Origin of the sequence: Archangium primigenium, from assembly GCF_016904885.1 — a bacterium.
Taxonomy (GTDB): domain Bacteria; phylum Myxococcota; class Myxococcia; order Myxococcales; family Myxococcaceae; genus Cystobacter; species Cystobacter primigenius.
This window is the reverse complement of sequence record NZ_JADWYI010000001.1, coordinates 2,107,469-2,133,744: the sequence shown is the minus strand read 5'-3', so window position 1 is coordinate 2,133,744 and position 26,276 is coordinate 2,107,469. Positions and strand designations below refer to the sequence as shown.

The following is a 26,276-nucleotide window of genomic DNA, read 5'->3' as shown; positions in this document are numbered from 1 at the left end:
CGCCTCCGTCCATGTCCCCGTCCCCTGAAGTCCCCTCGGACGCCGAGCTCATCACCCGGGTGCTCCTCCGGGATGACCGGCGGGCCTTTGGCGAGCTGATGCAGCGCCATCAGTCCGCGGTGCGGGGCCTGCTGCGCCGCCTGACCGGGGGAGATGTGGCACGGGCCGATGATCTGGCGCAGGAGACGTTCCTGCGCGCCTACCAGGGACTGAGGGGCTACCGGGGGGGCGCGAAGTTCTCCTCGTGGCTCTACCGCATCGCGTGCAACGCCTTCTTCAGCCGCGACCGAGGCAGTCGCGAGGTCCCCATGGAGCCCCCGCTCCTGGAAGCCGGAGACACCGGGGAGGCCCCGCCGGACATGATTCTGGAGCGCCATGACCTGGAGCGGGCCCTGGTCGCGCTCAAGCCCCGCGAGCGGGCGGCGCTCGTGCTCACCTACGCCAACGAGCTGACCCACGAGGAGGCGGCCCACGTCCTCGACTGCCCCCTGGGGACGCTCAAGACCCACGTCGCGCGCGCCAAGGAGAAGCTGCGCCGGCAACTCGAGGAGGTCCCATGAATGACCGTGATGAGGAGACCCGGCTCGACACGCTCCTGCGGCACCAGGGCCTGCCCTCGCTTCCGGATGATGGCTTCCAGATGCGGGTCCTCCAGCGCCTGCCGCCCCCGGAGCGGAAGGGACGGCGCGCGCTCGTGTTCCTCCTCACCGGAGTCATGGCGATCGGGGTGCTGGTGCTCACCAGCGAGGGCGGAAACGGCGTGAAGTCCTCCCTGGAGGCCGGCAGCCTGCTCGTTCCCAGCAGCCTCGCCACCGCGCTGCTCTGGTACCTCGTGGATCGATCGAGAGGGTAAGTCCCCCGGCGCCGCTGTAGATTCCCGGTCATGTGTGGAATCGCCGGGGCCGTGGACCTGGAGGCAAGGCGTTCGTTTCCCCGCGAGCGCCTCGTGGCCATGGCGCGAGCCCTCGCGCATCGCGGACCGGACGACGAGCATCTTCACCAGGAGCCCGGCCTGGCGCTGTGTGCGCGTCGGCTCGCCCTGGTGGACCCCGAGGGAGGGCGCCAACCCCTGGCCAACGAGCGCGCGGACATCTGGGTGGCCAGCAATGGCGAGCTCTATGACGCCCCCACGCTGCGAGAGGAGTTGAGCGCCCGGGGCCACGTCTTCGCCTCGCGCTGTGACACCGAGGCGTGGGTGCACCTCTACGAGGAACATGGCGCGGGCACCTTCGCGCGGGCCCGGGGTCAGTTCGCCGTCTCGCTGTGGGACCGCCCCCGCCGGACCTTGTGGCTCGCGAGGGATCGCGTGGGCATCTGCCCGCTGTACTACACCGAGCGCGACGGCTGGCTGCTCTGGGCGTCCGAGGTGAAGGCCCTGCTCGCCTCGGGGCTCGTCCCCGCGCGTCCGGATGTCCGGGGGGTGGACCACCTCTTCTGCTTCCTCGCCGCGCCCGCCTTCCGCTCCTTCTTCGAGGGCATCCGGCCCGTGCCGCCCGGCCACTTCCTCGAGGTCCGCGAGGGCCGGGTCCTCCCGCGCCGCTATTGGGACCTCGACTTCCCGGACACGGGCGAGGAGCGCCAGGAGGAGCGCACCGAGGTGCTCGTGGACGAATTGGAGGCCGTGCTCTCGCGCGCCGTGGCCCGCCGACTGCGTGCCGACGCTCCGGTCGGAGCCTACCTCAGCGGAGGACTGGACTCCACCGTGGCCCTGGCGCTCGCGGCCCGCCAGGGTCACCCCGTGCCCCGGGCCTTCACCATTGGCCTGGTGGGGGCGGGGCTCGACGAGCGGCCCCAGGCCACCGCCGCCGCCCGCGCCGTGGGGGCCGAGCTCGACACCGTGGCCCTGGACCCCACCACCATCGCCGAGACCTTCCCCGCGCTCGTCACCGCCGCCGAGGGCCCCGTGTTCGACACCGCCGCGGCGTGCCTGCTGCGACTCGCCGCCCGGGTGCGCGAGCGGGGCCACAAGGCGGTGCTCACCGGCGAGGGCGCCGACGAGGCCTTCGCGGGCTACCCCTGGTACAAATCGCACCGGGTCCTGTCGTGGGTGGAATCGCACGCGGGCGCATGGGGGCCGCGCCTGTTGCGACGCGTGCTCTTCGGGCTCGTGGGGGGACAGCGCCTGCCCCTGCCAGCGCTGCTCGGCCCGGGCCGCGGCGCCCAGGAGGATCTCTTCGATCCACTCTCGCGTGCGCGGGAACACCTCTACGGCGAGGCCCTGTGGGAACGGCTCGGGGACGCCTCGCCCCTCGAGGAGCTGGACCTGCACCACCCGAGGCGCCACCGCTGGCACCCGCTGCACCAGTCCCTCTACGTCGAGTACAAACTGCTGCTCGCGGGCCACCTGCTGGCGGACAAGGGGGACCGGGTCTCCATGCACTCCGGCGTGGAGGCGCGCTATCCCTTCCTCGACGAGGAGGTCATCGACTTCGCCGCGAGCCTGTCGCCGCGCTACAAACTGCGGGGGCTGACGGACAAGTGGCTGCTGCGCGAGCTGGCCGCGCGCCGGGTGCCCGCGACCCTGGCCCGCCGCCCCAAGGCGATGTTCCGCGCCCACCCCGTCTTCCACGGTCCGCACCGGCCCCGGTGGGCCGAGCAGTTGCTGTCGCCCGAGTCCCTGCGTGCCGCCGCCTGGTTCTCCCCGGAAGGCGTGGCCCGGGCCCAGGCGTGCATCGCCCGGCAACCCGCCTTCGCGCCCCGGCGCTACGTGCTGGAGGCGGGCCTGTCCGGGGTGGTGACGACCCAACTCTGGCACCACCTGTTCCTGGGCGGCGGCCTGTGTGAGCTGCCCGTCTGGAGCCCGCCCCCGCTGTCAGCGCAGGAGCGCGCGCACACGCGCTGAGGGAGGCGGTCCCCCCTCGAGCAACGGCCCGAGCGGCGCCGACGAGAGCGAGTGCCAGAAGAGCAGCCGGCGCGGTCCCGAGGGCGCGCGCGCGAGGGCCAGCAATCCCGCGGCGGCCTTGGCGGTATAGGTCAGGTCCAGCGCCACCCCATCCCGGGCGAAGAGGCTCCGGGCCTCCAGGGCCGCCTCGGTGGGCTGTCCATAACCGGCGCCCAACTGTCCCCGCTCCACCTCGAGGGAGCACGGAGCACTCGCGCCGGCCGCGCGGGTCAGGGTGCGCCGCGCCATCCACGCGAGCGCGCCCCGGTGCGCCGCCCAGGCGCTCCAGACGGCCACGCCCACCACCCGGCACGGGCGCCCGACCAGATGCACGCCCGCCGCGAGCCCCGCCAGCATGCCCCCCGAGCCGAGCACGCACACCATCGCCTCGGGCCACTCGGGCAGTTCCCCGCGGGCGTGCTGCAGCGCCAGTTCCTGCACCGCGGCCACGTAGCCCAGGGCCCCCACCACCGAGCTGCCTCCCGGAGGCAGGAAGTAGGGCCTCCGGCCGCGCCGCTTCAGCGCCCACAGCACGCCGAGCAGCCGGGGCACGGCGGCCCATTCGCCGCTCACGGGCAGCAGCCGACAGCCCTGGGCGGCCGTGGCCCGCAGGGAGTCACGCGCCTCGGGGGAGTCGGGGCCCGGGACGACCACGGCGGTGACCTCGAAGCCGGCCGCCCGTCCGTGAACCGCGGTGGCCAGCAGGTGGTGGGAGCCCGCGGCCCCCACGCTGACGAGGTCCGTGGCCTCCCGCGCGCGCGCATCGGCGAGCAGGGTCGCGAGCTTGCGCGCCTTGTTGCCCCCATACAGCGCATGGGTGGCGCCCTCCCGCTTGACGTACACCTCCCGGCCCACCGACTCGGACACCCACCGGGCCCGCTCGACAGGCGTCGGGGTGATGGAGAAGGCGGGCGTCATGGCCGCCATCCACAGCGCGCCAGCAACGCGAGCAAGGCCAGACTCACCTGCGCCCACGGCAATCCCCGAGGTCTCGGGGCCGGAGGCGCGCACGTGGGCAGCCGCCACAGGGCGTCGAAGTGGGCGAGGAAGTCCGCCACCAGCTCGGGACTCTCGACCTCCACGTCCGTCTCCCACCACGCGCCGTTGAAGGAGTTGGGCGTGTAGTTGGCCTGCCCGCCAATGAGCACGGCCCCTTGCTCGCTGGAGAAGGCCGCCGTCTTGAGGTGCATCATCGCCCCCGCGCCCGAGGCGTGGATCCGCAGCTCGAAGCCGGAAGGCGCCCGGGTGCGGGCGGCCTCGATCACCCGACGGTTGACGAACTGGCGCACGGCGAAGGCGTGCGGAGCGGGCAGCGGCAGGGCGCACAGGTCGTCGATGAGCACCCGCACGGAGACCCCGGCACGCGCCGCGGAGAACAGCCGCTCGAGCATCTCCAGGTCCGAGAAGTAGGTGGTGGCCACGGCGATGTGGCCGCCAGGCGGCACGCGCGTGATGGCGGCTTCCAGGCAGGGGCGGATGTGCTCGCTGTCCAGCACCCGGACCCGCGCCCGCCGCGGCGCGGGCGGAGGCAGCGCGGGGGCCTCGGGGGCCGTCAACGCCTCCAACTCGGGGCGCGGGGGCTGGGGCTGGAAGGGGGGCGAGCCCCGGGCCTCGCGGGACAGCAGGGCCAGGAGGGCGGTGCGCTGGGCCTCGTCCAGCCGCTGGGGAATCTCCAGGGCGAGCTGGAGCGCGCGGCGGGCGGTGTGCCACAGGGCCCGCGCGGCCTCGCCGTCGAAGCACAGCAGGTTCTCGTGCCAGGCGGCCGCCGCGTCGAAGAGGTTGTGCGAGGTGACCGCCCCCCACGCGCCCTGATCGATGACGAGGTTCTTGCGGTGGTCCTCCACGTTGTGGAGCGTCTGCCAGCGCTGCTGCCGGGCCACCCAGTCCCGCGCGCCGAACTCGCGCCAGCGCCGATGGAAGTCCATGCCGGGCAGCCAGGTGCGCCGGGCGTCGAAGCGGGTGTGGAAGAGGTTGGCGTTGAGCACCAGCACCCCCGCACGCTCCAGTTGGTGGCGCACCAGCTCACCCGGCAGGCGCACCCGGGTCGGATCATCGGGCGTGTTGGTGTCGAGCAGCACGACGATGAGGACGTGCGGCTCGCGTCGCCGCTTCTCCAGGAGCCATCCGCCGACCGTGCCCGCGAGGGGGAAGGTCGCATGCCCCGGGCGCAGCAGCGACAGATGGCCATCGGCGGCGAAGAGGTACATCTGCAGCACGATGCTCTCGCGCGCCATCTGGATGAGCTCGTGGAGCCGCTGGAGCAGCCCCCGCGGCTCGCCCACGTAGTCCACCTGGGGGAGCGCGCTCACGTCAGTCGGTCCAGCACGGCACGCAGCAGGCGGGCGCCCCCCAGGGGCGAGTGGGCCAGGCGGGCCGAGATGCTGCGCAACCCCATCTCGTCCGAGGTGGACAAGCGCTTGCCCAGGAGCGCGCGGGCCTGCGCGGGGCGAAGTCCCTCCTCGCGGGCGAACTGCTCGACGCCCCGCTTCCAGGCCCGGTTCATCTGCATCCCCACGCTCACGAGCAGTCCGAGCGTCAGCACGACCTGGAGGCTCACGAGCCAGCGGGGTTGCCGCTGGGCCGCGTGGGCGAGCACCCGCTCGTCCAGGGCCACGTGGCCCCGCTCCTCCCGGGCGTGCAGGCGCATCACCTCGTGCAGCGGCGCATAGGACTGCTCGGGCCGCTCGTCCATCACCACCGGGACATAGAGCGTCATCTCCTCGAAGATGGCCGCCAGCAGGAAGAAGGTGACGGACGGAGACACCCGCAGCAGCAGTCTGTCCACCCAGGTCCAGCGGTGCATCCGCAGTTGGCGCCCGGCATGGAGCTCCGGGCGCAGACGCTCCAGGACGGCGTAGAAGGCGTCCACGTGCACGCGCTCCTCGTCGACGAAGCGGCGCACCCGCCGCTCGGTCAGGGGCGCGAGCCGACCCGGGTACTGCTCGAGGTAGTCGATGACGTAGCGCTCGAAGTGGACGAAAGACTCACAACTGAAGCGCACCGCCAGATGGTTGAGGCGCACCCGCTGGCCGGGGGTGAGGAAGGAGCAATCCCCGCGCATGCGGTAGTGATGCTCGGGGATGAGGAAATGGTCGGGGACGGGGGGAGACCAATCGATGCGGCCCCAGGCCCCGGGCAGCGACGCGGACGAGGAAGGCACGGCGCTCGGGCCAACGCGAAGTTCCATAAGGGATCCGGGAGGATAGCGGGTCCGCGCCCACACGCGTAGAAAAGGCCCGCTCGCCCCCGCCCGGGACTCCTCCTCGGCTGGGCGCAAGGAATGGCCTGACGATGAAAACCCTCGTGGCTGGATTGCTCTGGTTCTCCGCCCTCGGCAATGGCCTGCTCGCCGGGCTCTATTTCGCCTTCTCCGCCTTCATCATGACCTCGCTCGCCCGCCTCGACCGGGCGGCGGGCATCTCGGCGATGAACGCCATCAATGTCGAGATCGTGCGCTCGCTGTTCATGCCGGTGTTCCTGGGCACCACGGTCGCGGGCGCCGTGCTCGCGGGTCTCGCCCTCATGCGCTGGGGTGAACCGGGCGCGCTGCCCATGCTGCTCGGTGGCCTCCTGCAGGTGCTCGGCATGTTCGCCGTGACGGTGGCATTCAACGTCCCCCTCAACAACGCACTGGCCGCCGTCGCCCCCACCAGCGCCGAGGGCGCGACGCTCTGGGCCCGCTATCTGGAGGACTGGACGCGCTGGAACCATGTCCGAACGCTCGCCTGCACGGGTGCGACCGCGCTCCACATCCTCGCCCTCGTGGCGCGTTGAAGCGCGGTTTTCAATCCAGCCAGACCGCGAGGGGACAGGCCTCGATGAAGGCGCGCGTGGCGGCGCTCATGCCACGGCGGCTCGGCATCAAGGCCGTGAGGGTCGAGTCGGCGGTGACCCAATCCGGCAGAACGTGCAATGCGAAGGCGTTGATGTTTTGGATGGGGTTGTCCGAGTCCGAGAAGTTCATGGTGACTCGGTCTTCTTGAAGACGGGAACTGCCGGGTCGTTGTGTTTGCCCATCTTCTCCGTGATGGTGACGTGGACGTCCCGTTTCCTCGGGGTGATGCCATACACCGGGCTCTTGCGACGATCGGTGCTCGCATCGCTATTCAGACACAGGCTGACCGTGCTGTCGGGAGCACCTCCATGCTGAAGTCGAGGCAGTCGTCATCCGCGCGAGTGGAGTGGAACGCCGGGCCGCCCGTGGGCACGTTGCCCTTGAGACAGGAGCAGGTGTGGGATTCACTGCCAACATGCGCGAGAAGGTTCCCTTCACCCCGCTCGTTCGTTGCGTTCTCGTTGTCACCGGCATCGCCGTGCTGCACGCGGGTTGCAAGAAGGACGAGCAACCCGCTGCGCCGCCGACGCCCTCCGCTCCCCCCGCCGTGGCGGCACGAGCCGCGCCCGTGCCACCCGAGGAGACCTACACGCTGTCGAACGTGAGGCTCCGCTATGACGAAAACGAGTCGAAGCTGACCCTCTCGTACGACGTCCGCAACCAGGGCGCCCAGCGCGTCCGGGCACTTCTCTGTCTGGATTCCGTGGACAAGGAGGGATATCTGGTCGAGCAGGGAAATGTCTTCGACCGGCTCAGCCTGCGGGCGGGAGACTCCGACCAGGTGACCGACGAGTCGGATTTCCTCTCCGCGGAAAGCTGGCGAGCGGCGGAGTTCTTCCGACTCTACGTGGGCAAGACGTCCTGCCTCCCCACGGCCGAGCGGCTGAGCGCACTCATTCTCATGGACAAATCCGGACAGGAGCTTCCGACCGATGCTCGGCCCGAGCCCAAAGTCTCTCCAGCCGATAGCGGTGAAGCCACCGGTCCCTGGTTCAAGCTCGAGGAGGTTCAGCTCACCCAGAACGAACAGGACGAGGTGACGGTGGCCTACAAAGTCACCAACCTCGTGAAGGGCCGCGTGACTGGGCATTTGTGCGTCCGACTCATCGATGACAAGCGATGCGACTGCAAGAGCCTCGATTACGCAGAGTCCCCGGCGCTCACCCAGGGCTCGGGCGCATCGGAGCGGCGCACCAGCCGACTCGAACTCACCCACGAGGAGAACTGGGACAAGGGACACTACCTCGTCGCGTATATGGCCCAGCTCGGGTGCACGACCCCTGTCGAGCAGAGCGCCAGCAACGTCCTCACCTTGCTCAAGCCCAGGAACATCCACGCACCGGCGAAGCCCGAGGAGCCGGACGCGGAGGAAGAGCACTAGAAGGGCGTGAAAGAGGCGCGTTGCCTGAGAAAGGCGAAGGGCGCGGACCCCGTGGATTTCTCCGTGGGATCCGCGCCCTTCTGATGGTCGGGGAGACAGGATTCGAACCTGCGACCCCTTGGTCCCGAACCAAGTGCTCTACCAGGCTGAGCCACTCCCCGTCACCGTACGTGCCTTCGCCGGAACTGCTTTCGGGCCGTCGAAGCAGGCGGGGATGTACCCGACCCGCCCGGCTGAGTCAACGCCCTTCCCTCCGCTTTTCATCCGCCCCCCGTTTTCCGGGTAGGGAGCGACCCATCGGTCCCGCATGACCCAGGCCCCGCTCGCCTAACCCCTCTATTTTCCCGGAAATCCCGGATGGAACGACGCTTGCTTGGCACTCCTTTGAACCGCGCAGCCACCCCCGAGGCCCCCATGCTCTCTCCGATCGTCCTGATCTCCGATGATGAGCCCCTCGTGGTGTCGGCGCTCGCCCGGGAGGCCCGCCGCACGGGCCTCGCCTCCGTGGCGGACACCACCTCCCGCCACGTGCTGGAGCTGGCCCGGCAGCACCGCCCCGCCGTCATCATCCTCGACATCCACCAGCACGAGGACGGTCGCGATCTGCTCGCCCGGCTCAAGCAGGATCCCGAGACGCGCGCGTGCAAGGTCATCATCCTCAGCGGCGTGGAGGACCAGTTCACCCGCCATGTGTGCTTCGAGCTCGGCGCGGACGCCTACGAGGTGAAGCCGTTCGACCACACCTTCATGATGCGCGTGGCCCGTATGGCGGGCCTGTTCGCCCTGAGCGCGCAGGGCGCCGAGGCTTCACGGGCGTAGCGAGCGGATGGCCGCCGCGTAGTCCTTCGCGCCGAAGACGTACGAGCCCGCCACCAGCACGCTCGCCCCCGCCTCCACCACCTTCTTGGACGTCTCGGCGTTGATGCCGCCGTCCACCTCGATCTCCGTCTGTAGTCCTCGCGCGTCCAGCATCGCGCGCAGGCGCCGCACCTTGTCCACCGTCTGGGGGATGAAGCCCTGGCCGCCAAAGCCCGGGTTGACGCTCATGAGCAGCACCATGTCCACGTCCCCCAGCACCTCCTCGATGGCGGACAAGGGCGTGGCGGGGTTGAGCACCACCGACGGCCGCGCCCCCGCGTGGCGGATCTGCTGAATCACCCGGTGCAGGTGCGTACACGCCTCCGCGTGCACCGTGAGGATGTCCGCCCCCGCCTTCACGAAGGCGTCCACGTACTTCTCCGGCTCGACGATCATCAGGTGGACGTCCAGCGGCCGCGTCGCCGCCTTCTTGATGGCCTCCACCACCACGGGCCCCAGGGTGATGTTGGGCACGAAGCGGCCATCCATGACATCCACGTGAACCCAGTCCGCGCCAGCGGCCTCCACCGCGCGAACCTCCTCGGCCAGGCGACCGAAGTCCGAGGACAACAGCGAGGGCGATACGAGTACGCGACGGGTCATGCCGGCTACTTAGTCACTTCCCGGCGCGCCGGGTACTGGCTCGTTCGAGGAGCGTCCGGGCGGGAGGGGCCGGTTGGTCACGGGCGGGGCCGTGCTAAGAAGAGCCCTTGTCGTCCGCGCGCCCGCCCCTTCCGGAGTCCTCCTTGGTGCTTCCACAGAGCCAGCCGCCGCCCAGCCCCCCCGACCTCAATCGGCGCCTCAAGAAGCTGACGTCCATCCTGGACGTCGCCAAGGCCATGAGCGCCGAGCGGGACCTGGACTTGCTGCTGCCGCTCATCCTCTACGAGGCCAGCAAGGTGGTGGAGGCCGACCGGTGCTCGCTCTTCGTGCTGGACCGCGAGCGCAACCAGCTCTGGAGCAAGGTGGCCCAGGGCTCCAAGAATGAAATCCGCCTCCCGGTGGGCAGCGGCATCGCCGGCCAGGTGGCCGAGACCGGCGAGGTCATCAACCTGCCGGACGCCTACGCCGACGAGCGCTTCAACCGCTCCTTCGACACCCTGAGCGGCTACCGCACCCAGAGCGTGCTCTGCGTGCCCATGCGCGACGCCAACGGCGAGGTGACGGGCGTCATCCAGGCCCTCAACAAGCTCAACGGCCAGCCCTTCGACTCCGAGGACGAGGAGCTCCTGCTCGCCCTGGGCGCCCAGGCCGCCGGCGCCATCGAGAACGCGCTGCTCCACGAGGACATCAACCGCCTGTTCGAGGGCTTCGTCTCCGCCTCCGTGGTGGCCATCGAGTCGAGAGACCCCACCACCGCGGGCCACTCGGGCCGCGTGGCCAACCTCACCGTGTCGCTCGCCCGCGCGCTCGAGCACGTGCACACCGGGCCCTACGCCCACACCCGCTTCAGCCACAGCGAGTTGCAGGAGCTGCGCTACGCCTCGCTCCTGCATGACTTCGGCAAGGTGGGCGTGCGCGAGCCCGTGCTCGTCAAGGCCGAGAAGCTCTACCCCTCGGAGATGGACGCCCTGCAGGCGCGCTTCCAGCTCGCGCGCAAGGACCTCCAGCTCAAGAGCTACCGTCGGCGGCTCGACGCCGTGCGGGTGCGCGGCACCCACCACCTCCCGGAGATCGACGCCGAGGAGGACGCCCGGCTCGTCCAGGAGATGAAGCACCTGGACGAGGTGCTCGAGTTCGTCCTCACCTGCAATCGGCCCACGGTGCTCGCCCAGGGCAACTTCGAGCGCCTGCACGAGCTCAAGCACCTGCGCTTCGACGACGCGTTCGGCCAGGAGCGGCCCCTGCTCATCGACCGGGAGATCACCTCGCTGTCGATCGCCAAGGGCACGCTCTCCGAGGAGGAGCGCCGGGAGATCGAGAGCCACGTGGAGCACACCTACCGCTTCCTCACGCAGATTCCCTGGACGCGCAACCTGCGCCGCGTGCCGGAGATCGCCTACGCGCACCACGAGAAGCTCAACGGCTCGGGCTACCCGCGCGCCGTGCCCGAGCTGTCCATCCCCGTGCAGTCGCGCATGATGTCCATCACCGACATCTACGACGCGCTCACCGCGAGCGACCGGCCCTACAAGAAGGCCGTGCCGCACACGCTCGCGCTCGACATCCTCTCGCGCGAGGTGAAGAGCGGTCAGCTCGACGCCGACCTGTTCCGCATCTTCGTGGAGGCCGAGGTGGCCCAACGCATGCAGAAGGAAGCCCAGTCGGGCTAGGCGCTACCGCCCGGGCCTTCCGAGAAGAAGGCCCGGGGAACTTCCGTCTCAGCCGCCGATGATGTGCAGGCGGAGGCTGTTGATCTTCCCGGGCTGGCCCACGGGCGCGCCGTAGACGATGACCACGCGGTCACCCTTGCGCGCGAGGCCGCGGGACACGAGCTCCTCTTCCACGCGGCGCACCATGGCCTCGGTGTCCTGGATGGGCTCGAGCACCCGGGGCACCACGCCCCAGAGCAGCGCCAGGCGGCGGCGCACTTCCTGGTTGGGGCTGAAGGCCACGATGGGCACCGACGGCCGGTAGTGCGCGAGCAGGCGCGCCGTCACACCCGACAGCGTGAAGGCCGCGATGAGCGAGGCCCCCGACTGCTTGGCGGCGTGGCACGCGCTCGCGGCGATCACGTCCGGGAAGTGCGAGGGCATGCCCACCGGCGTGCTCGAGGGCCGCGTGAGCTGCTGGGCGCGGATGGTGGACTCGGCCGCGAGCACGATGCGGTCCATCATCTGCACCGACTCGATGGGGAACTTGCCGCTGGCCGTCTCGCCCGAGAGCATCACCGCGTCGGCCGAGTCGAAGATGGCGTTGGCCACGTCGCTCGCCTCGGCGCGCGTGGGCCGCGGGTTGTCGATCATCGAGTTGAGCATCTGCGTGGCCACGATGACCGGCAGGCCCCGGAGGTTGCAGCGGCGGATGATGTCCTTCTGCACGCTGGGCACTTCCTCGGGCGGAATCTCCACGCCCAGGTCACCACGCGCCACCATCACGCCGTCCGTCTTGTCCAGGATGGCGTCCAGGCGGGCGATGGCCTCGGGCTTCTCCAGCTTGGCGATGATGGGCACCGACTGGCCGATCTCCGCCATGGCCGCGCGCGCCATGTCGATGTCCGCGGGCTGACGCACGAAGGACAGGGCGATGTAGTCCACGCCCGCCTTGATGCCGAACACCAGGTCCTCGCGGTCCTTGGGGGTGAGCGCGTCCGCGCGCACCGCCACGCCCGGCAGGTTGATGCCCTTGTTGTTCTTGAGCGTGCCGCCGTGGATGACCTTGGTGCGGATGAGCTTCTTCTTGTCCGTCTCCAGGACCTTGAGCTCCAGCAGGCCGTCATCCAGGAGGATGCGGTCGCCCGGGTTCACGTCCGACGCCAGGTGCGCGTAGGTGGTGGAGACGATCTCGTCGGTGCCCTTGACGCTCTCGTCGGTGGTGATGAGGAACTCACCGCCCTCCTTGAGCTCGGTGCTGCCGGTGATGAAGCGGCCGGTGCGGATCTTCGGGCCCTGGAGGTCTCCGAGGATGCCCACCGCCTTGCGGCACTTGAGCGAGGCCGCCCGGAGCTTGGCGATGTTCTCGGCGTGCTGCTCGTGACTGCCGTGGGAGAAGTTGAGCCGGGCCACATCCATTCCGGCTTCGATCAGCGCCTCGAGCATTTCCTGGCTCTGGCTGGCGGGACCAAGGGTGCAAACAATCTTCGCGCGTCGCATGGCGGCGGAGAATCGGGTCGAGCCACACAAAGGGTCAAGCGACGTCGCCGCGAGCCGGTCGATCGGTAAATTGGTAAAGCGCCGAGCGTTCAGCCGCGCAACAAGAGGTTCAGGTTCTCCCGTTCCCAACGCAGTGCGGCAGCGTAGAGGGGGAACGTCTTCTCGCGCTCCCGGAAGGCGCGCGGATGGTGCACGCGGCGGCCCGTGGCGTTGGCGCTGGGGAAGAGCTGGTGGAGCATCTCGTGGAAGATGATGAACTCCACGAAGAAGGAGGGCACCTCGGGGCGATCCAGCGCCGGGTGGATGCGGATCTCCCGCGTCTGGTGATCGTAGACCCCCAGGCGGATGGACTTGCGGCGGCGGCGCGGGGGCATGCGGCCCCAGCCGATGCGCGCCTGGATGGTGTCCTGGAAGCAGGAGCCGTTGAGGCGATCGAAGAGGACCTGCAGGTCGAAGTGGCTGCCGCGCGGATCGAGGTCGGCCTCGGCCGCGTGGCGCTCCTGGCGGATGCGCGGCTGCTGGCCCCGGATGTAGTCGTCCAGCACGCCGCCGGCGACCCGGTTGCCGCGGCCGGCGTAGTCCGCCACCGCGCGCACCACGCCCTCGGGCGCGTCCAGGAACATGTGGTGCAGGCGCAGTTGCAGCACGTTGGCGCTGCGCCGGAAGGACACCATGGTGGAGCGGTTGTCCGTGACCGACAGCCGCACCGGCATGCGCAGGTTGGCGGACAGGTAGTAGGCGAGCGTCTCCGCGCGCGCCCACAGCTCCTCCCGGGTGGGCTCGGGCGTGAAGGCCCAATCCTCGGGCGACTCGGGCGATTCGGGCGCGAGGGCCACCGGCCGCACGGGCGGCTCGCGCGGCACCGAGGCGAGGCGATGGGAAGCGTCGACCCCACGACGCACGGCCGACGACATGCCCTCCTCCGCGGAGGAAGCACGTGGAACGAAGTAGGAAGGAGGGGTCGGGAGCGACGACACGCGGGCCCCATCGTACCCGTCGGCCTCCGGGACTCAAGGCCGGCGGCGCTCGCCCGCCCGGCCACCGTCACCCCGTCAACCCCGGCCGTGTCGCCCCGTCTCACCGGCGAGCACTTCCCCCAAGGCCTCCACCTGCTCGCGCGTGGTGCCGAACAGCTCCAGCACGCCGTCCATGCTGTCGGCCTCCTCCACCGCCAGGCAGGCATCGCCCCCGGCCCGGGCCTCGGACAGGTCCCCGTAGCGGCCCATCTGCACGCTCCAACTGCCGTCCGGCCAGCGCTCGAAGGGGTAGAGCCGACACGCCACGGGCCGCACCTCCGCGGGCAGCACGCAGCCCTTCCCCGGCGCGTGGAACACACAGGCGCCCGCGCGCGTGCGCAGCGTCAGCCGCACCGGCGCGCGGGCGAAGTACCCCCGGTAGAGCGGACGGCGCGCCTCGTACTCCGCCGCCTCCTCGTGCGAGAGGACTTCCTCGTCGACGAAGCGCCGGGCGGCGAGCCGCGTGTGGGCCTGGATCCGCTCCACGTCCGCGCGCGTGAGCGTGGCCAGGCGCTCGCCCTCCTTCACCTCGCAGCACGAGGCCCCGAGCAGCCGCGGACAGCGGGCACAGACGGAGCCCTGCGGCACCTCGCCCGTCATGAGGCCACGGGCGCCTCTCCGCCGCGCGTCTTGAGCAGCCGCTCCAGGCGCTCGGCCTCGCGGCGCACCACCAGCGTCTTCTCGCGGGTGTAGAGCACCTGGCCCGGCGCACCGCCCTTCACCTTCTTGACGAACTTCACCGGCACCCAGCTCACCTCGCCCCGCGGCTCGCCCTTGGCCCCCGAGTGGTGCAGCGCCAGGTGCGCCGCGTCCAGGAGCACCTCCTGGGACACCTCCACCCCCTTGGGCAGGGGCACCACCACGTGGCTGCCCGACAGGCCCCGCGCGTGCAGCCACAGGTGTCCCGGCCGCGCCACCTTGAAGGTGAGCGTGTCGTTGTCCTCGCCGCCCTTGCCCACCCAGATGCGCTGGCCCCCGTGCCCCACGTACTCCTTGAAGGGCCGGGCCTCGGGCGGACCGTCCTCGCCCGCCGGCTGGTGCAGCACCTCCACCTGCGCGAGCAGCGCCGCCTCGTCCATCTCCTCCACCTGCCGCAGCGCCTCCTGGGCGTGCGCCACCTCGCGCGCCAGCTCCGCCTCGCGCTGGCGCGCGTGCTCCACGCCCCGCATCAGCCGCCGGTACTGGTGGAAGTGCCACTCCACCTCCTCCTTGGGCGTGCGCCTGGGGTCCAGCGTCACGTGGACTTCCTCCATGCCCGCCTCCGTATAAGAGGTGAGCACCACCTCCCGGGCCCCGCGCTTGAGCTGGTAGAGGTTCTGCGTGAGCAGCTCGCCGAGTTGGCGGTGCCGCTCGGCCTCCGGGCCCCGCGCCGCCTCCGCGCGCACCTTCTCCAGCGTCCGCCCCGAGCGCTTGAGCCGCGCCCGGTAGGGCAGCGCCAACCGCCGACGGATGATCTCCGCGCGGCTCGCCTTGTCCTTGGGCCCGAGGAGCCGCTCGGCCGCCTCCGCCAGGGGCAGGAGGTCATCCGGCTTGGGCTCCAGCCGGGAGGGTTGGGCGCGCGTGCGGGCGATCACCTCGTCGTTCACGGGCGCGGGCGGGGCCCACAGTCCACCGGGGTGCAGGGCCCGGCGCTGGGCGAGGCCGTCCCCCGAGAGCATCAACACCCGCTGGGAGTCGGCCGCCAGCAGCACCAGGCCCCCCGGCGCGCCCACCTCCAGCACCAGGCGCCGCCGCGACTCGTCGCTCTGCAGGTCCAGCGTCACCGTGCGGCCCGCCTCCGACCAGGAGAGCCCGGCGAGCTTGAGCCCCACCAGTTCCTGGCGCAGCCAGCGCTGGAAGGGCGCGGGCTCACCCGGCGTGGGGAAGCGCTCGGCGGCGACGGAGAGGCGCGACAGCTCGCCCTCCGCGCACAGGCACACGAGGACGGAGCGCCCGGGCACGCGGCACTCCAGGTAGACGAGCCGGGGCAGCGGACACCAGGCCTTCTGCACCACCGCACCCGTCAGCCGCGCGGCCACCTCCGCCACCACCTGCTCCCACTCCGAGGGACGTAGAGCCACGGCACGGCCTCCTCTGGCGCTAGAAACACGAACGGCCCGGCGGAGAATCCGCCGAGCCGTTCAAACTGCGCCAGATCAGTGGGCTGAGTCTAGCCTTCGTCCTCGGCGGGAGCGGCCTCGGGGGCCGTCTTCGCCGTCCGCTTGCGGGCGGGGGCCTTCTTGGCGGCGGTCTTCTTGCCCGCGGCCTTCTTGGCCGTGGTCTTGCCGGCCGCCTTCTTCGCGGTGCGGGGAGCGGCGGTCTTGCGGGTGGTCTTCTTCGCGGCGGTCTTCGCGGTCTTCGCGGTCTTCTTCGTCGCCGGCTTCTTCGCGGTCTTCTTCTTCGCGGCCATCTTAAAGCCTCCGTTTGTTACCGCCACTCGCTAGGAGTGGGGCCTGCACTCGGCTGAGGAGTGCTTGTGGTGAAGAGTAGAGATGCCTTGCCAGTGTGTCAACGCATGGTGATGTAGTGCAACGCGTGGCGTGCCGATTTTTCGGCATCGCGCGCGTTCGAAGGCCCCGAAACGGGGGAATGAACGCCACGCGCGTGCGCTCCGGAGCCGAATTCTCGGCCCTCGCCGCGTTTCGCGGCACTTCGACACAGGGCTTCAGGCCTGTAGCGCGCGGGGATGCGCGTGCGTACTGTCGCGCTCGCGATGAGTGCTCACGACAGGACCTTCCCCCCCGACTTCACCTTCGGCGTCGCCACGTCCGCGTACCAGGTGGAGGGCGGCATCGAGAACGACTGGGCCGAGTGGGAGCGCGGCGGAAAGCTCAAGGAGGCCCACGCGAGATGCGGGCGCGCGGTGGACCACTGGAACCGGTACGAGGAGGACTACGGCCTGGCGCTGGACGTGGGGGCCACGGCCTTCCGCATGTCGCTGGAGTGGGCGCGCATCGAGCCCGAGCGCGGCCTCATCGACGGCGCCGTGCTCGAGGGCTACCGCGAGCGGCTGCTGCGGATGAAGGCCCGGGGCCTGCGCCCGGTGGTGACGCTGCACCACTTCACGCACCCCACCTGGTTCCACCGCGACACGCCCTGGCACCTGCCCCAGAGCGTGGAGGCCTTCCGCGCCTATGCGCGGGCGGTGGCGCCCCTGCTCGTGGGGCTGGACGCCCTGGTCATCACCCTCAACGAGCCCATGGTGCTGCTGCTCGGCGGCTACCTGCAGGGGCTCATGCCCCCGGGGCTCACCGACGGGCCCAAGACGATGGCGGCGCTCACCAACATGGTGCGCGCCCACGTGGCCGCGCGCGAGGAGCTGCTCGCGGTGCTCGGCCGGGTGGAGATCGGCATCTCCCAGAACACGCTCGCCTTCGCGCCGGACCGACCCTGGCACCCGCTGGACCGGGCCATCGTGCGGCTGGGCGCCCAGGCCTACAACCACGCCTTCCACGAGGCCCTGGTGTCCGGGAAGCTGCGGGTGAACATGCCGGGCATCGGCTCGGCGCGCGCGGACATCCCCGGGGCCCGGGGCGCGTGCGACTTCATCGGGATGAACTACTACACGCGCGCCCACCTGCGCTTCCTCACCCGCGCGCCCTTCCTCGCCTTCCAGTTCCGCGACCCCCACGGCCGGGGCCTCACGGACATTGGCTGGGAGCTGTGGCCCGAGGGCTTCGGCCAGGTGCTGCGCGAGCTCAAGCGCTACGGGCTGCCGGTGTGGGTGACGGAGAACGGCGTGGATGACCGCGGGGGCGAGCGCCGCGCGGCCTACCTCCACGACCACTTGAGCCAGGTGCTCGCCGCGCGCGCCGAGGGCGTGGACGTGCGCGGCTACCTCTATTGGAGCCTGCTCGACAACTTCGAGTGGCTGGAGGGCTGGGGGCCGCGCTTCGGCCTGTACCACGTGGACTTCGACACGCTCGAGCGCCGCCCCACGCCGGCGTGCCACTACTACAAGGAGGTGGCGACCACGCGGCGGCTGCCCCCGGTGCTTCAGCCCAGCGCGGCGCGGTAGTCCACGTCCTGCTCCTCGCCCGGGCCCTGGGGGTCCACGCGCGCGGCGGCGAAGAAGCGGCGCACGGCGTCGCGCACGGCCTCCACCGAGTCGAGCTGGTTGACCTCGTGGCGGAAGGCGGCGGCGCCGCGCAGCCCATGGCCGTACCAGGCCAGGTGCTTGCGGAAGGTGCGCACCCCGGACAGGGACTCGCCATCGAAGCGCAGGTGGGCCTCGAAGTGGCGCAGCACGCCCTCGCAGCGCTCCTCGGGCTCGGGGGCGGGCCCGCCGAGCAGCTCCCGGAAGAGCCAGGGGTTGCCGAGCGCCCCGCGGCCAATCATCACGAAGTCACAGCCCGTGGTGTCCAGCATGCGCCGCGCGTCCTCGCACGTCTTCACGTCCCCGTTGCCGATGATGACCTGGTCGGGGAAGTGCTGCTTGAGGTCGGCGATGACTCGCCAGTCCGCCAGGCCCGTGTAGGCCTGGGCCCGGGTGCGCGGGTGCACGGCGAGCGCGGCGCACCCCGCGTCGAAGAGCACCTCGGCCATGCGCAGGTAGTTCTGCTGGGTGGCGTCCCAGCCCGAGCGGATTTTACAGGTGACGGGCAGGCCCGTGGCCTCGCGGATGCCCCGGACGATGAGCCCCGCCCGCTCCGGGTCGCACAGGAGGGCGCTGCCCGCGCCGTTCTTGGTGATCTTCTTCACCGGGCAGCCCATGTTGATGTCGATGATTCGCGCGCCGTGCTGCTGGCCCGTCACCGCCGCGCGCGCCATGGCCTCCGGGTCGCCCCCGTACAATTGGAGGCTGTAGGGGCGCTCCACCTCGGGATCGAAGCGCAGGTACTTCAGGGTGCGCTGGTTGAGGCGCATGAGCCCCTGGGAGCTCACGAGCTCCGTGGGGCAGAGCGCCGCCCCCATCTGGAAGGCGATGACGCGAAAGGGCATCTCGCTCACCCCCGCCATGGGCGCGAGGATGAAGGGGTTGGGCAGCGTGTAGGGGCCGATGCGGAGCATGTGCTGGCCCACGCTAGCGGATTAGCTGGATTGTTCCAGCCCGGGGGCACGGCCTGCGCGAACGGCGGCCTTTGGTTAAGGTCGCCCCCATGCTGCGCTTCCGCCTCGGAGACATCCCCGTCGAGGTCCGCTTCTCGCACCTGCTCTTCTGCGTGCTCCTGAGCACGTTGATGGTGCGGGACATGCCCGTGCTCGAGCCGGGCGTCTGGCCCTACGTCGCGTTGCACGACACGGCCCACCCCGCGTACGGCCGGACCACACTGCTCGTCGCGCTCGGCTGGGTGGGGCTGCTCTTCAGCGCGGTGCTGGTGCACGAGCTGGGGCACGCGCTGATGCTGCGCGCCTTCGGGCTGCGGCCGAGCGTGCGGCTGCTGTGGCTCGGCGGGCACACGCGGCCCCAGACCCCGGCGTCCCTGCGCTGGTACCAGCACGCGCTGTTCACCGCCGGAGGCCCCCTGGCGGGCTTCTTCCTGGCGCTCGGTGCCCTGGGCGCGTGGCGCTACTTGGCGCCCCCGGACGCCCATGCCGCCCGCTTCCTGCTCAGCTGGTGCTTCGTCATCAACTTCTTCTGGACCCTCTTCAACCTCATCCCCGTGCCCACCCTGGATGGGGGCACCCTGGTGACGACGCTCGCCACGCGCTTCTTCGGCAAGGCGGGCTTCCTCGCCGCCCAGTTCGGGGCGCTGGTGCTCTGCGTGGGGGTGGTGGCCTTCGGGGCCCAGCGCGCCCCGGTGCTCGCGCTGCTCTTCGGGCTCTACGGACTGCAGGCGCTGCGGCTGTTCCTCTCCGCGGCGCGGGGCCAGTTGCGGGTGGAGCCGAGCCCGGTGCCCGCCCCGCTCGCCGACGCCCTGAAGCAGGCCCGCGGGGCGCTCGCGGACGGGCGGCTGGACGAGGCGCGCGCGGGGGGCCGACGCCTGCTGGAGACGCCGGAGTTGCCCCCGGAGTTCGTCTCGCGCGCCCACCACCTGCTCGGCTGGGTCGCCCTCAAGGAGGGCCAGGGCCGCGCGGCGTTGGATCACTTCTCCCAGGTGCGGCGCCACCCGGTGGAGACGCACGCGCTCGCCGCGGCCTTCTCGCTCCTGGGCGACGAGCCGCGCGCGCTCGCGTTGTGGGAGATGGCCTGGAGCGAGACGCACCACCCCACCGTGCTGCACGAGTACGCCGGCTCCCTCATCCGCGCCGAGCGGGTGCAGGCGGCGCTCGGGCTGCCTGGCGTCCAGCCGGAGGCGGCCTTCCTGTGCGCCGGACGCACGCTCTTCACCCGAGGCGCCTTCTCCGAGGCGGCGGCGGTGTCCGAGGCGGGGCTCGCGCATGCGCCCGCTCCGCGCCTCGCCTATGACGCGGCGTGCGCGCACGCCCGGGCGCGTCATCTGGGTGACGCGGTGCGCATGTTGCGGCGCGCCGTGGAGCTGGGCTTCGAGGATGTGTCCTATGCCGCATCCGACGAGGACCTGGCCCCGCTGCACGGGCATCCAGAATTCGAAACCTGGCTGGAGGGCCTGCGGAAATCTCCGAGCGCCTGACACGGCCATGACACGGGGAGGTGTTGATGCGGAATGACGCTGGGCGCACGTGTGCCCGGCCCGCTTCCGCATGAGGGCTCCGTGACCGCACCCACCTCCACCTCCCCATCCGAGCGCGACGAGAAGATCAACTGGCTGGCGTCGCTGCCGTTCATCGGCATCCACCTGATGTGTCTCTTCGTCTTCGCCACGGGCGCGCGCCCCGTGGACGTGGCGGTGTGCGTGGGGCTGTACGTCTTTCGCATGTGGGGCATCACCGCCGGCTTCCACCGCTACTTCAGTCACCGGGCGTACAAGGCGGGCCGCGGCTTCCAGTTCTTCCTGGCGCTCGCGGGCACGCTCGCCCTGCAGAAGGGGCCGCTCTGGTGGGCGGCGCACCACCGCCACCACCACCGCCACTCGGACCAGGAGCAGGACATCCACTCGCCCCTGCAGCGCGGCTTCTGGTGGAGCCACGTGTCGTGGATCCTCAGCGACAAGTACAACGCCACGCGCTACGAGAGCATCAAGGACTACGCGCGCTTCCCGGAGCTCGTGTGGCTCAACAGGTGGCACGCCCTGCCCGGGCTCTTGCTCGCCGTGGCGCTCTACTTCCTGGGCGGCTTCTCCATGCTGGTGTGGGGCTTCTTCGTGAGCACCACCCTGCTCTACCACGGCACCTTCACCATCAACTCGCTCAGCCACGTGTTCGGCAAGCGGCGCTACAAGACGACGGACACCAGCCGCAACAACTGGCTGCTCGCGCTCATCACCCTGGGCGAGGGCTGGCACAACAACCACCACTACTACCAGAACACCGCCAACCAGGGCTGGTTCTGGTGGGAAGTGGACCTGAGCTACTACTCCCTCAAGGCGCTGTCCTGGGTGGGGCTGGTGAAGGATCTGCGCACCCCGAGCGAGCAGGTGAAGCTGTCCCACCTCAAGTACACCGCCGAGGAGCGCGCGGCGCTCAACGCCCCCCAGCGCACCTCGTGGTTCGCCCCCATGGCCGCGCGCAAGAAGGCCGCCGAGGAGAAGGTGCGCGAGGCGCTGGCGGCCGCGGCCGACAGCCTGCCCACCTCGGCGCCCACGCCCCAGGCGCTGCTCAAGCGCCGATAAAGCCGGCCGCCCCGTTTCGCGGCCACGCTAGAGTGGGGGACGTCGCACGCCGACGCTCCCCCGCCCCCCTTTCCGTGAAACCGCCCTCCCCGCCCGCGCGTACCGCCCATGTCCCGGCGCCCTCCGACCCCTCCGCCGGTGACTCGGACGAGGTGCTGATGGAGCGGTTTTGCCAGGGCGAGGCCCAGGCCTTCGAGGTGCTCTTCCAGCGTTACGCGGGCCCCCTGAGGGGCTACCTGACGCGGCTCACCGGCCAGGTGCCGGTGGCCGAGGACTTGTGCCAGCAGACCTTCCTGTCCCTCGTCCAGGCACGCGGGCGCTTCGTGCCCGGCTCGCGGGTGAAGCCCTGGGTGTACGCCATCGCCACCAACGCGGCGCGGGACTGGCGGCGGCGGGGCAAGCACCCCGAGGAGCTCACCGACGGGGGGGAGCTGCCCGCGCACGTGGCCTCCGAGCAGGACGGCCCCCGGGACCACGGCCTGGAGCAGTCGGTGCGGCGCGCGCTCGAGCAGCTGCCCGAGGGCCAGCGCCTGCCCATCCTCCTGCACCGCTTCGAGGGCCTGGGCTTCGCGGAGATCGCCCAGGTGCTGGGGCTCACGGAGTCGGCGGTGAAGGTCCGGGCCCATCGCGGCTATGCCCGGCTGCGCGAGTTGCTCGCCTCCCTGCGAGCGGAGATGAACGGATGAGTCCCGACTGTTCGCGGGTCCTCGAGGCCCTGGGCGCGCCGCTGCCCGCCGACCTGGAGGCCCACCGCGCCACGTGCGCGGACTGCCAGGCGCTCCTCGCGGGCTTCGACGCGCTCGGCGCTCCTCCCCCGGCGCCCCCGCCGACGGCGCCCGTCTCTCCGGGTCTGGAGCGGGCCCGTCACCGCGCGCTCGAGGCCCTGGCCGCCCAACCCCTGGCGCCGCCCTGGTGGCACGAGGCGCTGCGCCTGCTCGGCGTGAGCCTCGGGGTCATGGGCGTCGCGCTGGCGGTGTCCTGGCACATGGGTCGACTGCTCAACACCTCGCCCCCGGGGGTGCGGCTCGGACTGGCCGTCCTGGTGCTGCTCGCCCTGGGCGGCGGGCTCGTGGGGGCGCTCCGGCCCGCGCGGCGTCCGGGGCGCCTGGCGGTGCCCGTGACGCTGGGTGCGCTCGGCGTGGGCGGGGCGCTGGTGCTCGGCGGCTCCGGCGTCACCGTGCACACGCTCGTGCCGGGCTGCCTCGGGTGCATCGGCACCAGCCTGCTCGTGTCGGCCGTGCCGGCGGGGGTCACCCTGGGTGCCCTGCGACGGCTCGCCTTCCAGCCTGTCCGTGCCCTGGCGGCGGGGCTGGCCGCGGGGGCGGTGGGCCTCGTCCTCGTGCACCTGCGCTGTCCGGAGGGGGGAGCCGCGCACCTCACCCTGTCCCATGTGGGCCCCTGGCTGCTGGTGGGCGCGCTGGTCCCCTGGGTCCGGGCCTACCTCCCCACCCGGGTTCACGCGCCGTGAAGCCCAGGCGGCCGTCGCGGGCGTGCCATTGGAGCCCTCCCGTCCACGCGGGCGAGCGGCGGCGACTCCAACGTCCTTGAAACCCTCCAGGGGTGGACGTTTATTAGGCACACCAATGAAGGCCGAGCCTCCGCCCGTTTCCCGACTGTTCTCGCGCGAGCATCTGCGGCGCCTGATCCACACGGCCCTGCAGGCCTTCAACCGCATCCGCCTGCCCGGCCCCACGGTGCTGCCCATCGCAGGCGCGGTGGTGGGCCTGTACGCGGGCCTCGCCGCCGGCATCTTCTCCAACCTCATCGGCGTCATCCGGGGCTTCGCCTTCAACGTCGTCTGGTTGATCGATGCCGTGCGCAATCCCGGCTCGCGCATGCTGCTGTCCGCCTGGGACATGCTCATGACGGCGCGCTGGCACCTGGAGTACGCCATCATCGGCGCGCCGCTCGCGGTGGGGGCGCTGGTGCTCGCGCGCATCATCGAGCCGGGCGGTCCCCGGGACGAGGTGAAGCGCCGGCTGCGCCTGCTCGCCCTGCTGGTGCTCGGCGCGCTCGCGCTCTACTACCCGCTGGTGGCGCTCACGGCGCTCAACCGCGTGTTCGGCCACGCGCACAACACCACGGAGATATTGGCCGAGCTGCCCTGGTGGGTCTTCCTGCTGATGCCGTCCCTCGGTGGCCTGGTGGTGGGGCGCATCCTGCGCGACTACCCGGACACCCACGGCCATGGCCTGCCCGAGGTCGTCAAGGCGGTGAAGAGCAACCAGGAGCTGCCCGGCGGCTTCGGCCTGCTCAAGCTCGTCGCCAGCGCCATCACCATCGGCAGCGGTGGCTCGGCGGGCCGCGAGGGCCCCATCGTCTATGGCGGCGCCGCGTTCGCCTCCACGGTGGGCCGCACGCTGGGCTTCTCGCGCCGGGAGCTCGCCATCCTGCTGGCGTGCGGCGCGGGGGCGGGCATCGCCGCGTCCTTCAACGCGCCCATCGCCGGGGCCGTGTTCGCGATGGAGATCATCCTGCGCGAGTTCGAGCTGCGCGTCTTCTCGCCCATCATCCTCGCCAGCGTGGCGGGCACGCTGGTGGGCCGGGGCACGGTGGGCACCGCGTCGATGATCAACCGCCTGGGCTACCAGATGGTGAGCGGCTGGGAGGTCATCTGCTACGTGGTGCTGGGGCTGCTGTGCGGCCTGCTCGCCTACACCTTCGTGCGCATGCTGCACCACTCGGAGGACTTCTTCGCCGGGCGCATGGAGGGGCGGCTGTCACGCTGGCTCGGCCAGCGCACCCTGTCCACGCGCGCGGGGCTCGGGGGCCTGTGCGCGGGCGTGCTCGCCATGCTCACGCCCACCGTGTGGGGCAGCGGGCACGACTACATCAACCTGGCGGCCATCGGGCACTTGAGCCTCGTGTTCCTCGTCACCGCGTGCGGGGTGAAGCTGGTGGCCACCGCCATCACCTTGGGCTCGGGCGGCTCGGGCGGCACCTTCTTCCCCTCGGCGCTCATGGGCACCATGCTCGGAGGCGCGTTCGGCACGGTGGTGCACTACCTGTTTCCCGCCAGCACCGGGCCCAGCGGCGCCTACGCCATCGTGGGCATGGGCGGCGCCATGGCGGCGCTCACCCGCGGGCCGCTCACGGGCATGATGATGCTCTACGAGCTGAGCGGCAATCACGCCATCATCCTGCCGCTCATGGTGACGTGCACCATCGCCTCGGCGCTGTGCCACTACCTCATCGAGCGCCGCGCGCCCAAGCAGAAGACGGACGCGGAGCTCTTGTCCACCACGCCCGTGAGCGCGCTCATGCGCGAGCTGTCCCCCGTGCCCGCCGGCATGCACCTGCGCCCGCTCATGGACCAGGTCATCACCACCGAGAGCGGCACCCTGCCGGTGCTCGATGGCAACGGGCGGCTCTACGGCATCGTGGAGCTGGACCAGTTCCGGGAGATCTGGCGGGACGAGGGGCTCTACCCGGTGCTCGTGGCGAGCGACCTGGCGCGCAAGGTGCCCCTGTTGTCGCCGGAGACGGACCTGGCGCACGCGCTGCAGCTGATGGACCAGGAGGACGTGGACGCGCTGCCCGTGCAGGGCACGCCGGGCAGCCTGACGTGTGGGCTGCTCACCCGCGCGCGCGTGCGGCGCTTCCTCAACTCGTACCACGCGGGCAAGCCGCTCATCCCCCACCCCGTGGCCCCCACGGAAGTGCTCAACTAGAGTGTCCCCCCGAGGCCGGGAAGCGGACTAGCGTGTCCCGCCATGAACTGGTGGACCGCGCGCGACCCCTCCGCGCTCCTTGAACACGCGCCCTCCCGCGGGCGGGCGCTCGCCGAGGCGGCGCTCGTGCTCGCCACGGTCTTCGTCCCGGCCAACCTCGCCCCGCTCGGCCACGCGCCGCTCGTCGCCGTCACCGTCCTGCTCGCGCTCGGGGGCCTCGTGCTGCTGCGGCCCTGGACGGAGTGGCGCGCGGGCCAGCCGGGGCGCGCCGGGGCCCAGGTGCTGCTCTTCCTCGTCGCGCTCGCGGCGTCCACGGGCAGCAGCTGGACCCGGGAGTCCCCCCAATCGCCCGCCCGGCTCGGGGTGCAGCACGAGCGGGCCCCGACCGGGGGCGCGCGCATCACCGCCGTGACGCCGGGCCGCCCCGCCGAGGGACGCCTGGAGGTGGGCGACCGCATCCTCGCGCTCGACGGCGCGCCGCTGTCCGCGGAGGACCCCGCGGGCGACCTGCGCACGCGCATCCGCGAGGCCGGGGGCGGCGCGGAGACGACCCTGCGCTTCACCCTGGAGCGCGCGGGCGAGGAGCGCGAGGTGGCCGTACCGGTGGGGCCCCGCGCGGGAGCGCCGCTCTTCCAGCCCGGGGCCATGACGTGGCTGTGCCTCAGGGCGCTGGGGATGATCCTCCTCGTGGCGCTGCTGCTCTGGCGCAATGGCCAGGGGCCCGCCCAGGTGGGGCTCGGTCGCGAGGGGCTCGGCCGCGAGGTGCTGCTCGGGCTGCCCGCCATCCCCGCCACCTACGCCGTGCACGTCGCCGCCTCGCTGGTCGTGGCCGTCATCGCCGTGCCCTTCAAGCTGGCCGGCCAGGAGACCCTGGCGCGCAAGGAGGTGGCGAGCGCGCTCGTGGACATGGGCCTGAGCGTGCCGGTGTTCGCCGCCGCCATGGTGCTCGTCACCGGCTTCGAGGAGCTCGCCTTCCGCGGCTTCCTCGTGCCCCGGCTGCGCGTGGTGCTCGGCGAGTGGCGGGGCGCGGTGCTCGTCTCGGCGGCGCTCTTCGGCCTGGGCCACGTGTACGAGGGCACGCTCGCGGTCTTCCAGACGGCGGCGCTGGGCGCCTGGTTCGGGGCCGTCTTCGTCTGGCGCGCCCGCCTGCCCTCGGTGATGGTGGCCCACGCGGCCTTCAACACCATCAACTTCGCCCTCATGCTGTGGCTGCACCGCTCGGGCCTGCTCGACAAGCTCACCCAGCTCGCCCCCAAGTAGGCCCCCTCCCCC

25 protein-coding genes and 1 tRNA gene are annotated in these 26,276 nt (G+C 71.4%); 14 read left to right on the top strand and 12 right to left on the bottom strand.

The annotated features are described in order from the left end of the window. Nucleotides 1-11 precede the first annotated feature (11 nt). Genes I3V78_RS09065 through asnB form a run of 3 tightly spaced genes read left to right on the top strand, consistent with a single transcriptional unit; the run spans nt 12 to nt 2,842 of the window. A complete protein-coding gene (locus I3V78_RS09065; RefSeq protein WP_204486068.1) occupies nt 12-560 on the top strand; it encodes an RNA polymerase sigma factor in 549 nt (182 codons plus the stop codon). Then, the gene (locus tag I3V78_RS09060; protein WP_204486066.1) at nt 557-853 is read left to right on the top strand and encodes a hypothetical protein; all 297 of its coding nucleotides are present in this window, start codon (nt 557-559) and stop codon (nt 851-853) included. Before I3V78_RS09065 ends, I3V78_RS09060 begins: the two co-directional genes overlap by 4 nt. 30 nt (nt 854-883) lie before the next feature. Continuing rightward, nucleotides 884-2,842 (top strand): asparagine synthase (glutamine-hydrolyzing), encoded by a 1,959-nt coding sequence (gene asnB / locus I3V78_RS09055; protein ID WP_204486064.1) that lies wholly within the window; start codon nt 884-886, stop codon nt 2,840-2,842. Here asnB and I3V78_RS09050 read toward each other — a convergent pair. Genes I3V78_RS09050 through I3V78_RS09040 form a run of 3 tightly spaced genes read right to left on the bottom strand, consistent with a single transcriptional unit; the run spans nt 2,813 to nt 6,068 of the window. Further along, nucleotides 2,813-3,799: a 1-aminocyclopropane-1-carboxylate deaminase/D-cysteine desulfhydrase gene (locus I3V78_RS09050; protein WP_204486062.1), complete on the bottom strand. Its 987-nt coding sequence runs from the start codon at nt 3,797-3,799 to the stop codon at nt 2,813-2,815. The genes asnB and I3V78_RS09050 overlap by 30 nt on opposite strands. Then, nucleotides 3,796-5,190: a phospholipase D-like domain-containing protein gene (locus I3V78_RS39860; RefSeq protein WP_204486060.1), complete on the bottom strand. Its 1,395-nt coding sequence runs from the start codon at nt 5,188-5,190 to the stop codon at nt 3,796-3,798. Before I3V78_RS39860 ends, I3V78_RS09050 begins: the two co-directional genes overlap by 4 nt. Beyond that, nucleotides 5,187-6,068 carry a hypothetical protein gene (locus tag I3V78_RS09040; RefSeq protein ID WP_204486058.1) on the bottom strand — a complete coding sequence of 294 codons (882 nt, stop codon included), beginning with the start codon at nt 6,066-6,068 and terminating at the stop codon, nt 5,187-5,189. Before I3V78_RS09040 ends, I3V78_RS39860 begins: the two co-directional genes overlap by 4 nt. A gap of 104 nt (nt 6,069-6,172) precedes the next feature. Here I3V78_RS09040 and I3V78_RS09035 point away from each other — a divergent pair, with 104 nt between their 5' ends. Further along, nucleotides 6,173-6,655, top strand: coding sequence for an anthrone oxygenase family protein (locus tag I3V78_RS09035; RefSeq protein WP_204486056.1), 483 nt, complete (start codon nt 6,173-6,175; stop codon nt 6,653-6,655). A gap of 10 nt (nt 6,656-6,665) precedes the next feature. Here the strand turns inward: I3V78_RS09035 and I3V78_RS09030 are convergent, their stop codons facing one another. Continuing rightward, on the bottom strand, nt 6,666-6,845 hold the full coding sequence (locus I3V78_RS09030) for a hypothetical protein (protein WP_204486054.1): 180 nt from the start codon (nt 6,843-6,845) through the stop codon (nt 6,666-6,668). Between the two features lie 286 nt (nt 6,846-7,131). Here I3V78_RS09030 and I3V78_RS09025 point away from each other — a divergent pair, with 286 nt between their 5' ends. Then, nucleotides 7,132-8,097 carry a hypothetical protein gene (locus I3V78_RS09025; RefSeq protein WP_204486052.1) on the top strand — a complete coding sequence of 322 codons (966 nt, stop codon included), beginning with the start codon at nt 7,132-7,134 and terminating at the stop codon, nt 8,095-8,097. 84 nt (nt 8,098-8,181) lie between these two features. Here I3V78_RS09025 and I3V78_RS09020 read toward each other — a convergent pair. Next, nucleotides 8,182-8,258: transfer RNA gene (locus I3V78_RS09020), tRNA-Pro, on the bottom strand. 253 nt (nt 8,259-8,511) lie between these two features. Between I3V78_RS09020 and I3V78_RS09015 the strand changes: the two genes are divergently transcribed. Next, entirely contained in the window at nt 8,512-8,916 is a 405-nt protein-coding gene (locus I3V78_RS09015; protein WP_204486051.1) for a response regulator, read from the top strand. Here the strand turns inward: I3V78_RS09015 and rpe are convergent. After that, entirely contained in the window at nt 8,905-9,558 is a 654-nt protein-coding gene (rpe, locus tag I3V78_RS09010; RefSeq protein ID WP_204486049.1) for a ribulose-phosphate 3-epimerase, read from the bottom strand. The two genes, I3V78_RS09015 and rpe, sit on opposite strands and share 12 nt — an antisense overlap. A gap of 146 nt (nt 9,559-9,704) precedes the next feature. On the opposite strand from rpe, the gene I3V78_RS09005 reads away from it, so the two are divergent. Further along, entirely contained in the window at nt 9,705-11,228 is a 1,524-nt protein-coding gene (locus I3V78_RS09005; protein WP_338023849.1) for a GAF and HD-GYP domain-containing protein, read from the top strand. A 48-nt stretch (nt 11,229-11,276) separates the two neighbouring features. Here the strand turns inward: I3V78_RS09005 and pyk are convergent, their stop codons facing one another. The 5 genes from pyk to I3V78_RS08980 all read right to left on the bottom strand — a co-directional run bounded on the left by pyk (nt 11,277) and on the right by I3V78_RS08980 (nt 16,112). Beyond that, complete coding sequence (pyk, locus tag I3V78_RS09000) at nt 11,277-12,707, bottom strand: pyruvate kinase (protein WP_204486047.1); 1,431 nt, start codon at nt 12,705-12,707, stop codon at nt 11,277-11,279. A gap of 89 nt (nt 12,708-12,796) precedes the next feature. Beyond that, entirely contained in the window at nt 12,797-13,609 is an 813-nt protein-coding gene (locus tag I3V78_RS08995) for a hypothetical protein (protein WP_420840417.1), read from the bottom strand. 150 nt (nt 13,610-13,759) lie between these two features. Beyond that, a complete protein-coding gene (locus tag I3V78_RS08990; RefSeq protein ID WP_204486043.1) occupies nt 13,760-14,323 on the bottom strand; it encodes a hypothetical protein in 564 nt (187 codons plus the stop codon). Further along, a complete protein-coding gene (locus I3V78_RS08985; RefSeq protein ID WP_204486041.1) occupies nt 14,320-15,783 on the bottom strand; it encodes an NFACT RNA binding domain-containing protein in 1,464 nt (487 codons plus the stop codon). The genes I3V78_RS08990 and I3V78_RS08985 overlap by 4 nt, the downstream gene beginning before the upstream one ends. A gap of 89 nt (nt 15,784-15,872) precedes the next feature. After that, complete coding sequence (locus I3V78_RS08980) at nt 15,873-16,112, bottom strand: hypothetical protein (RefSeq protein ID WP_204486039.1); 240 nt, start codon at nt 16,110-16,112, stop codon at nt 15,873-15,875. 303 nt (nt 16,113-16,415) lie between these two features. Between I3V78_RS08980 and I3V78_RS08975 the strand changes: the two genes are divergently transcribed. Next, nucleotides 16,416-17,720 carry a glycoside hydrolase family 1 protein gene (locus I3V78_RS08975; RefSeq protein ID WP_204496555.1) on the top strand — a complete coding sequence of 435 codons (1,305 nt, stop codon included), beginning with the start codon at nt 16,416-16,418 and terminating at the stop codon, nt 17,718-17,720. On the opposite strand, the gene dusB is transcribed toward I3V78_RS08975, so the two are convergent. After that, nucleotides 17,699-18,712: a tRNA dihydrouridine synthase DusB gene (gene dusB, locus I3V78_RS08970; protein WP_204486037.1), complete on the bottom strand. Its 1,014-nt coding sequence runs from the start codon at nt 18,710-18,712 to the stop codon at nt 17,699-17,701. The two genes, I3V78_RS08975 and dusB, sit on opposite strands and share 22 nt — an antisense overlap. Nucleotides 18,713-18,801: 89 nt before the next feature. Here dusB and I3V78_RS08965 point away from each other — a divergent pair, with 89 nt between their 5' ends. The 6 genes from I3V78_RS08965 (at nt 18,802) to I3V78_RS08940 (ending at nt 26,264) form a co-directional block, all read left to right on the top strand. Beyond that, nucleotides 18,802-20,235, top strand: a complete 1,434-nt coding sequence (locus I3V78_RS08965) for a TPR end-of-group domain-containing protein (RefSeq protein WP_204486035.1) — start codon at nt 18,802-18,804, stop codon at nt 20,233-20,235. Nucleotides 20,236-20,403: 168 nt separating this feature from the next. Then, nucleotides 20,404-21,333: an acyl-CoA desaturase gene (locus tag I3V78_RS08960; RefSeq protein WP_239577470.1), complete on the top strand. Its 930-nt coding sequence runs from the start codon at nt 20,404-20,406 to the stop codon at nt 21,331-21,333. A 158-nt stretch (nt 21,334-21,491) separates the two neighbouring features. Next, on the top strand, nt 21,492-22,019 hold the full coding sequence (locus I3V78_RS08955) for an RNA polymerase sigma factor (protein WP_204486030.1): 528 nt from the start codon (nt 21,492-21,494) through the stop codon (nt 22,017-22,019). Next, nucleotides 22,016-22,801, top strand: a complete 786-nt coding sequence (locus tag I3V78_RS08950; RefSeq protein WP_204486028.1) for a DUF1109 domain-containing protein — start codon at nt 22,016-22,018, stop codon at nt 22,799-22,801. Before I3V78_RS08955 ends, I3V78_RS08950 begins: the two co-directional genes overlap by 4 nt. Before the next feature lie 115 nt (nt 22,802-22,916). Further along, nucleotides 22,917-25,004, top strand: coding sequence for a chloride channel protein (locus I3V78_RS08945; protein WP_204486026.1), 2,088 nt, complete (start codon nt 22,917-22,919; stop codon nt 25,002-25,004). Between the two features lie 42 nt (nt 25,005-25,046). Continuing rightward, complete coding sequence (locus tag I3V78_RS08940; protein ID WP_204486023.1) at nt 25,047-26,264, top strand: CPBP family glutamic-type intramembrane protease; 1,218 nt, start codon at nt 25,047-25,049, stop codon at nt 26,262-26,264. Nucleotides 26,265-26,276 lie beyond the last annotated feature (12 nt).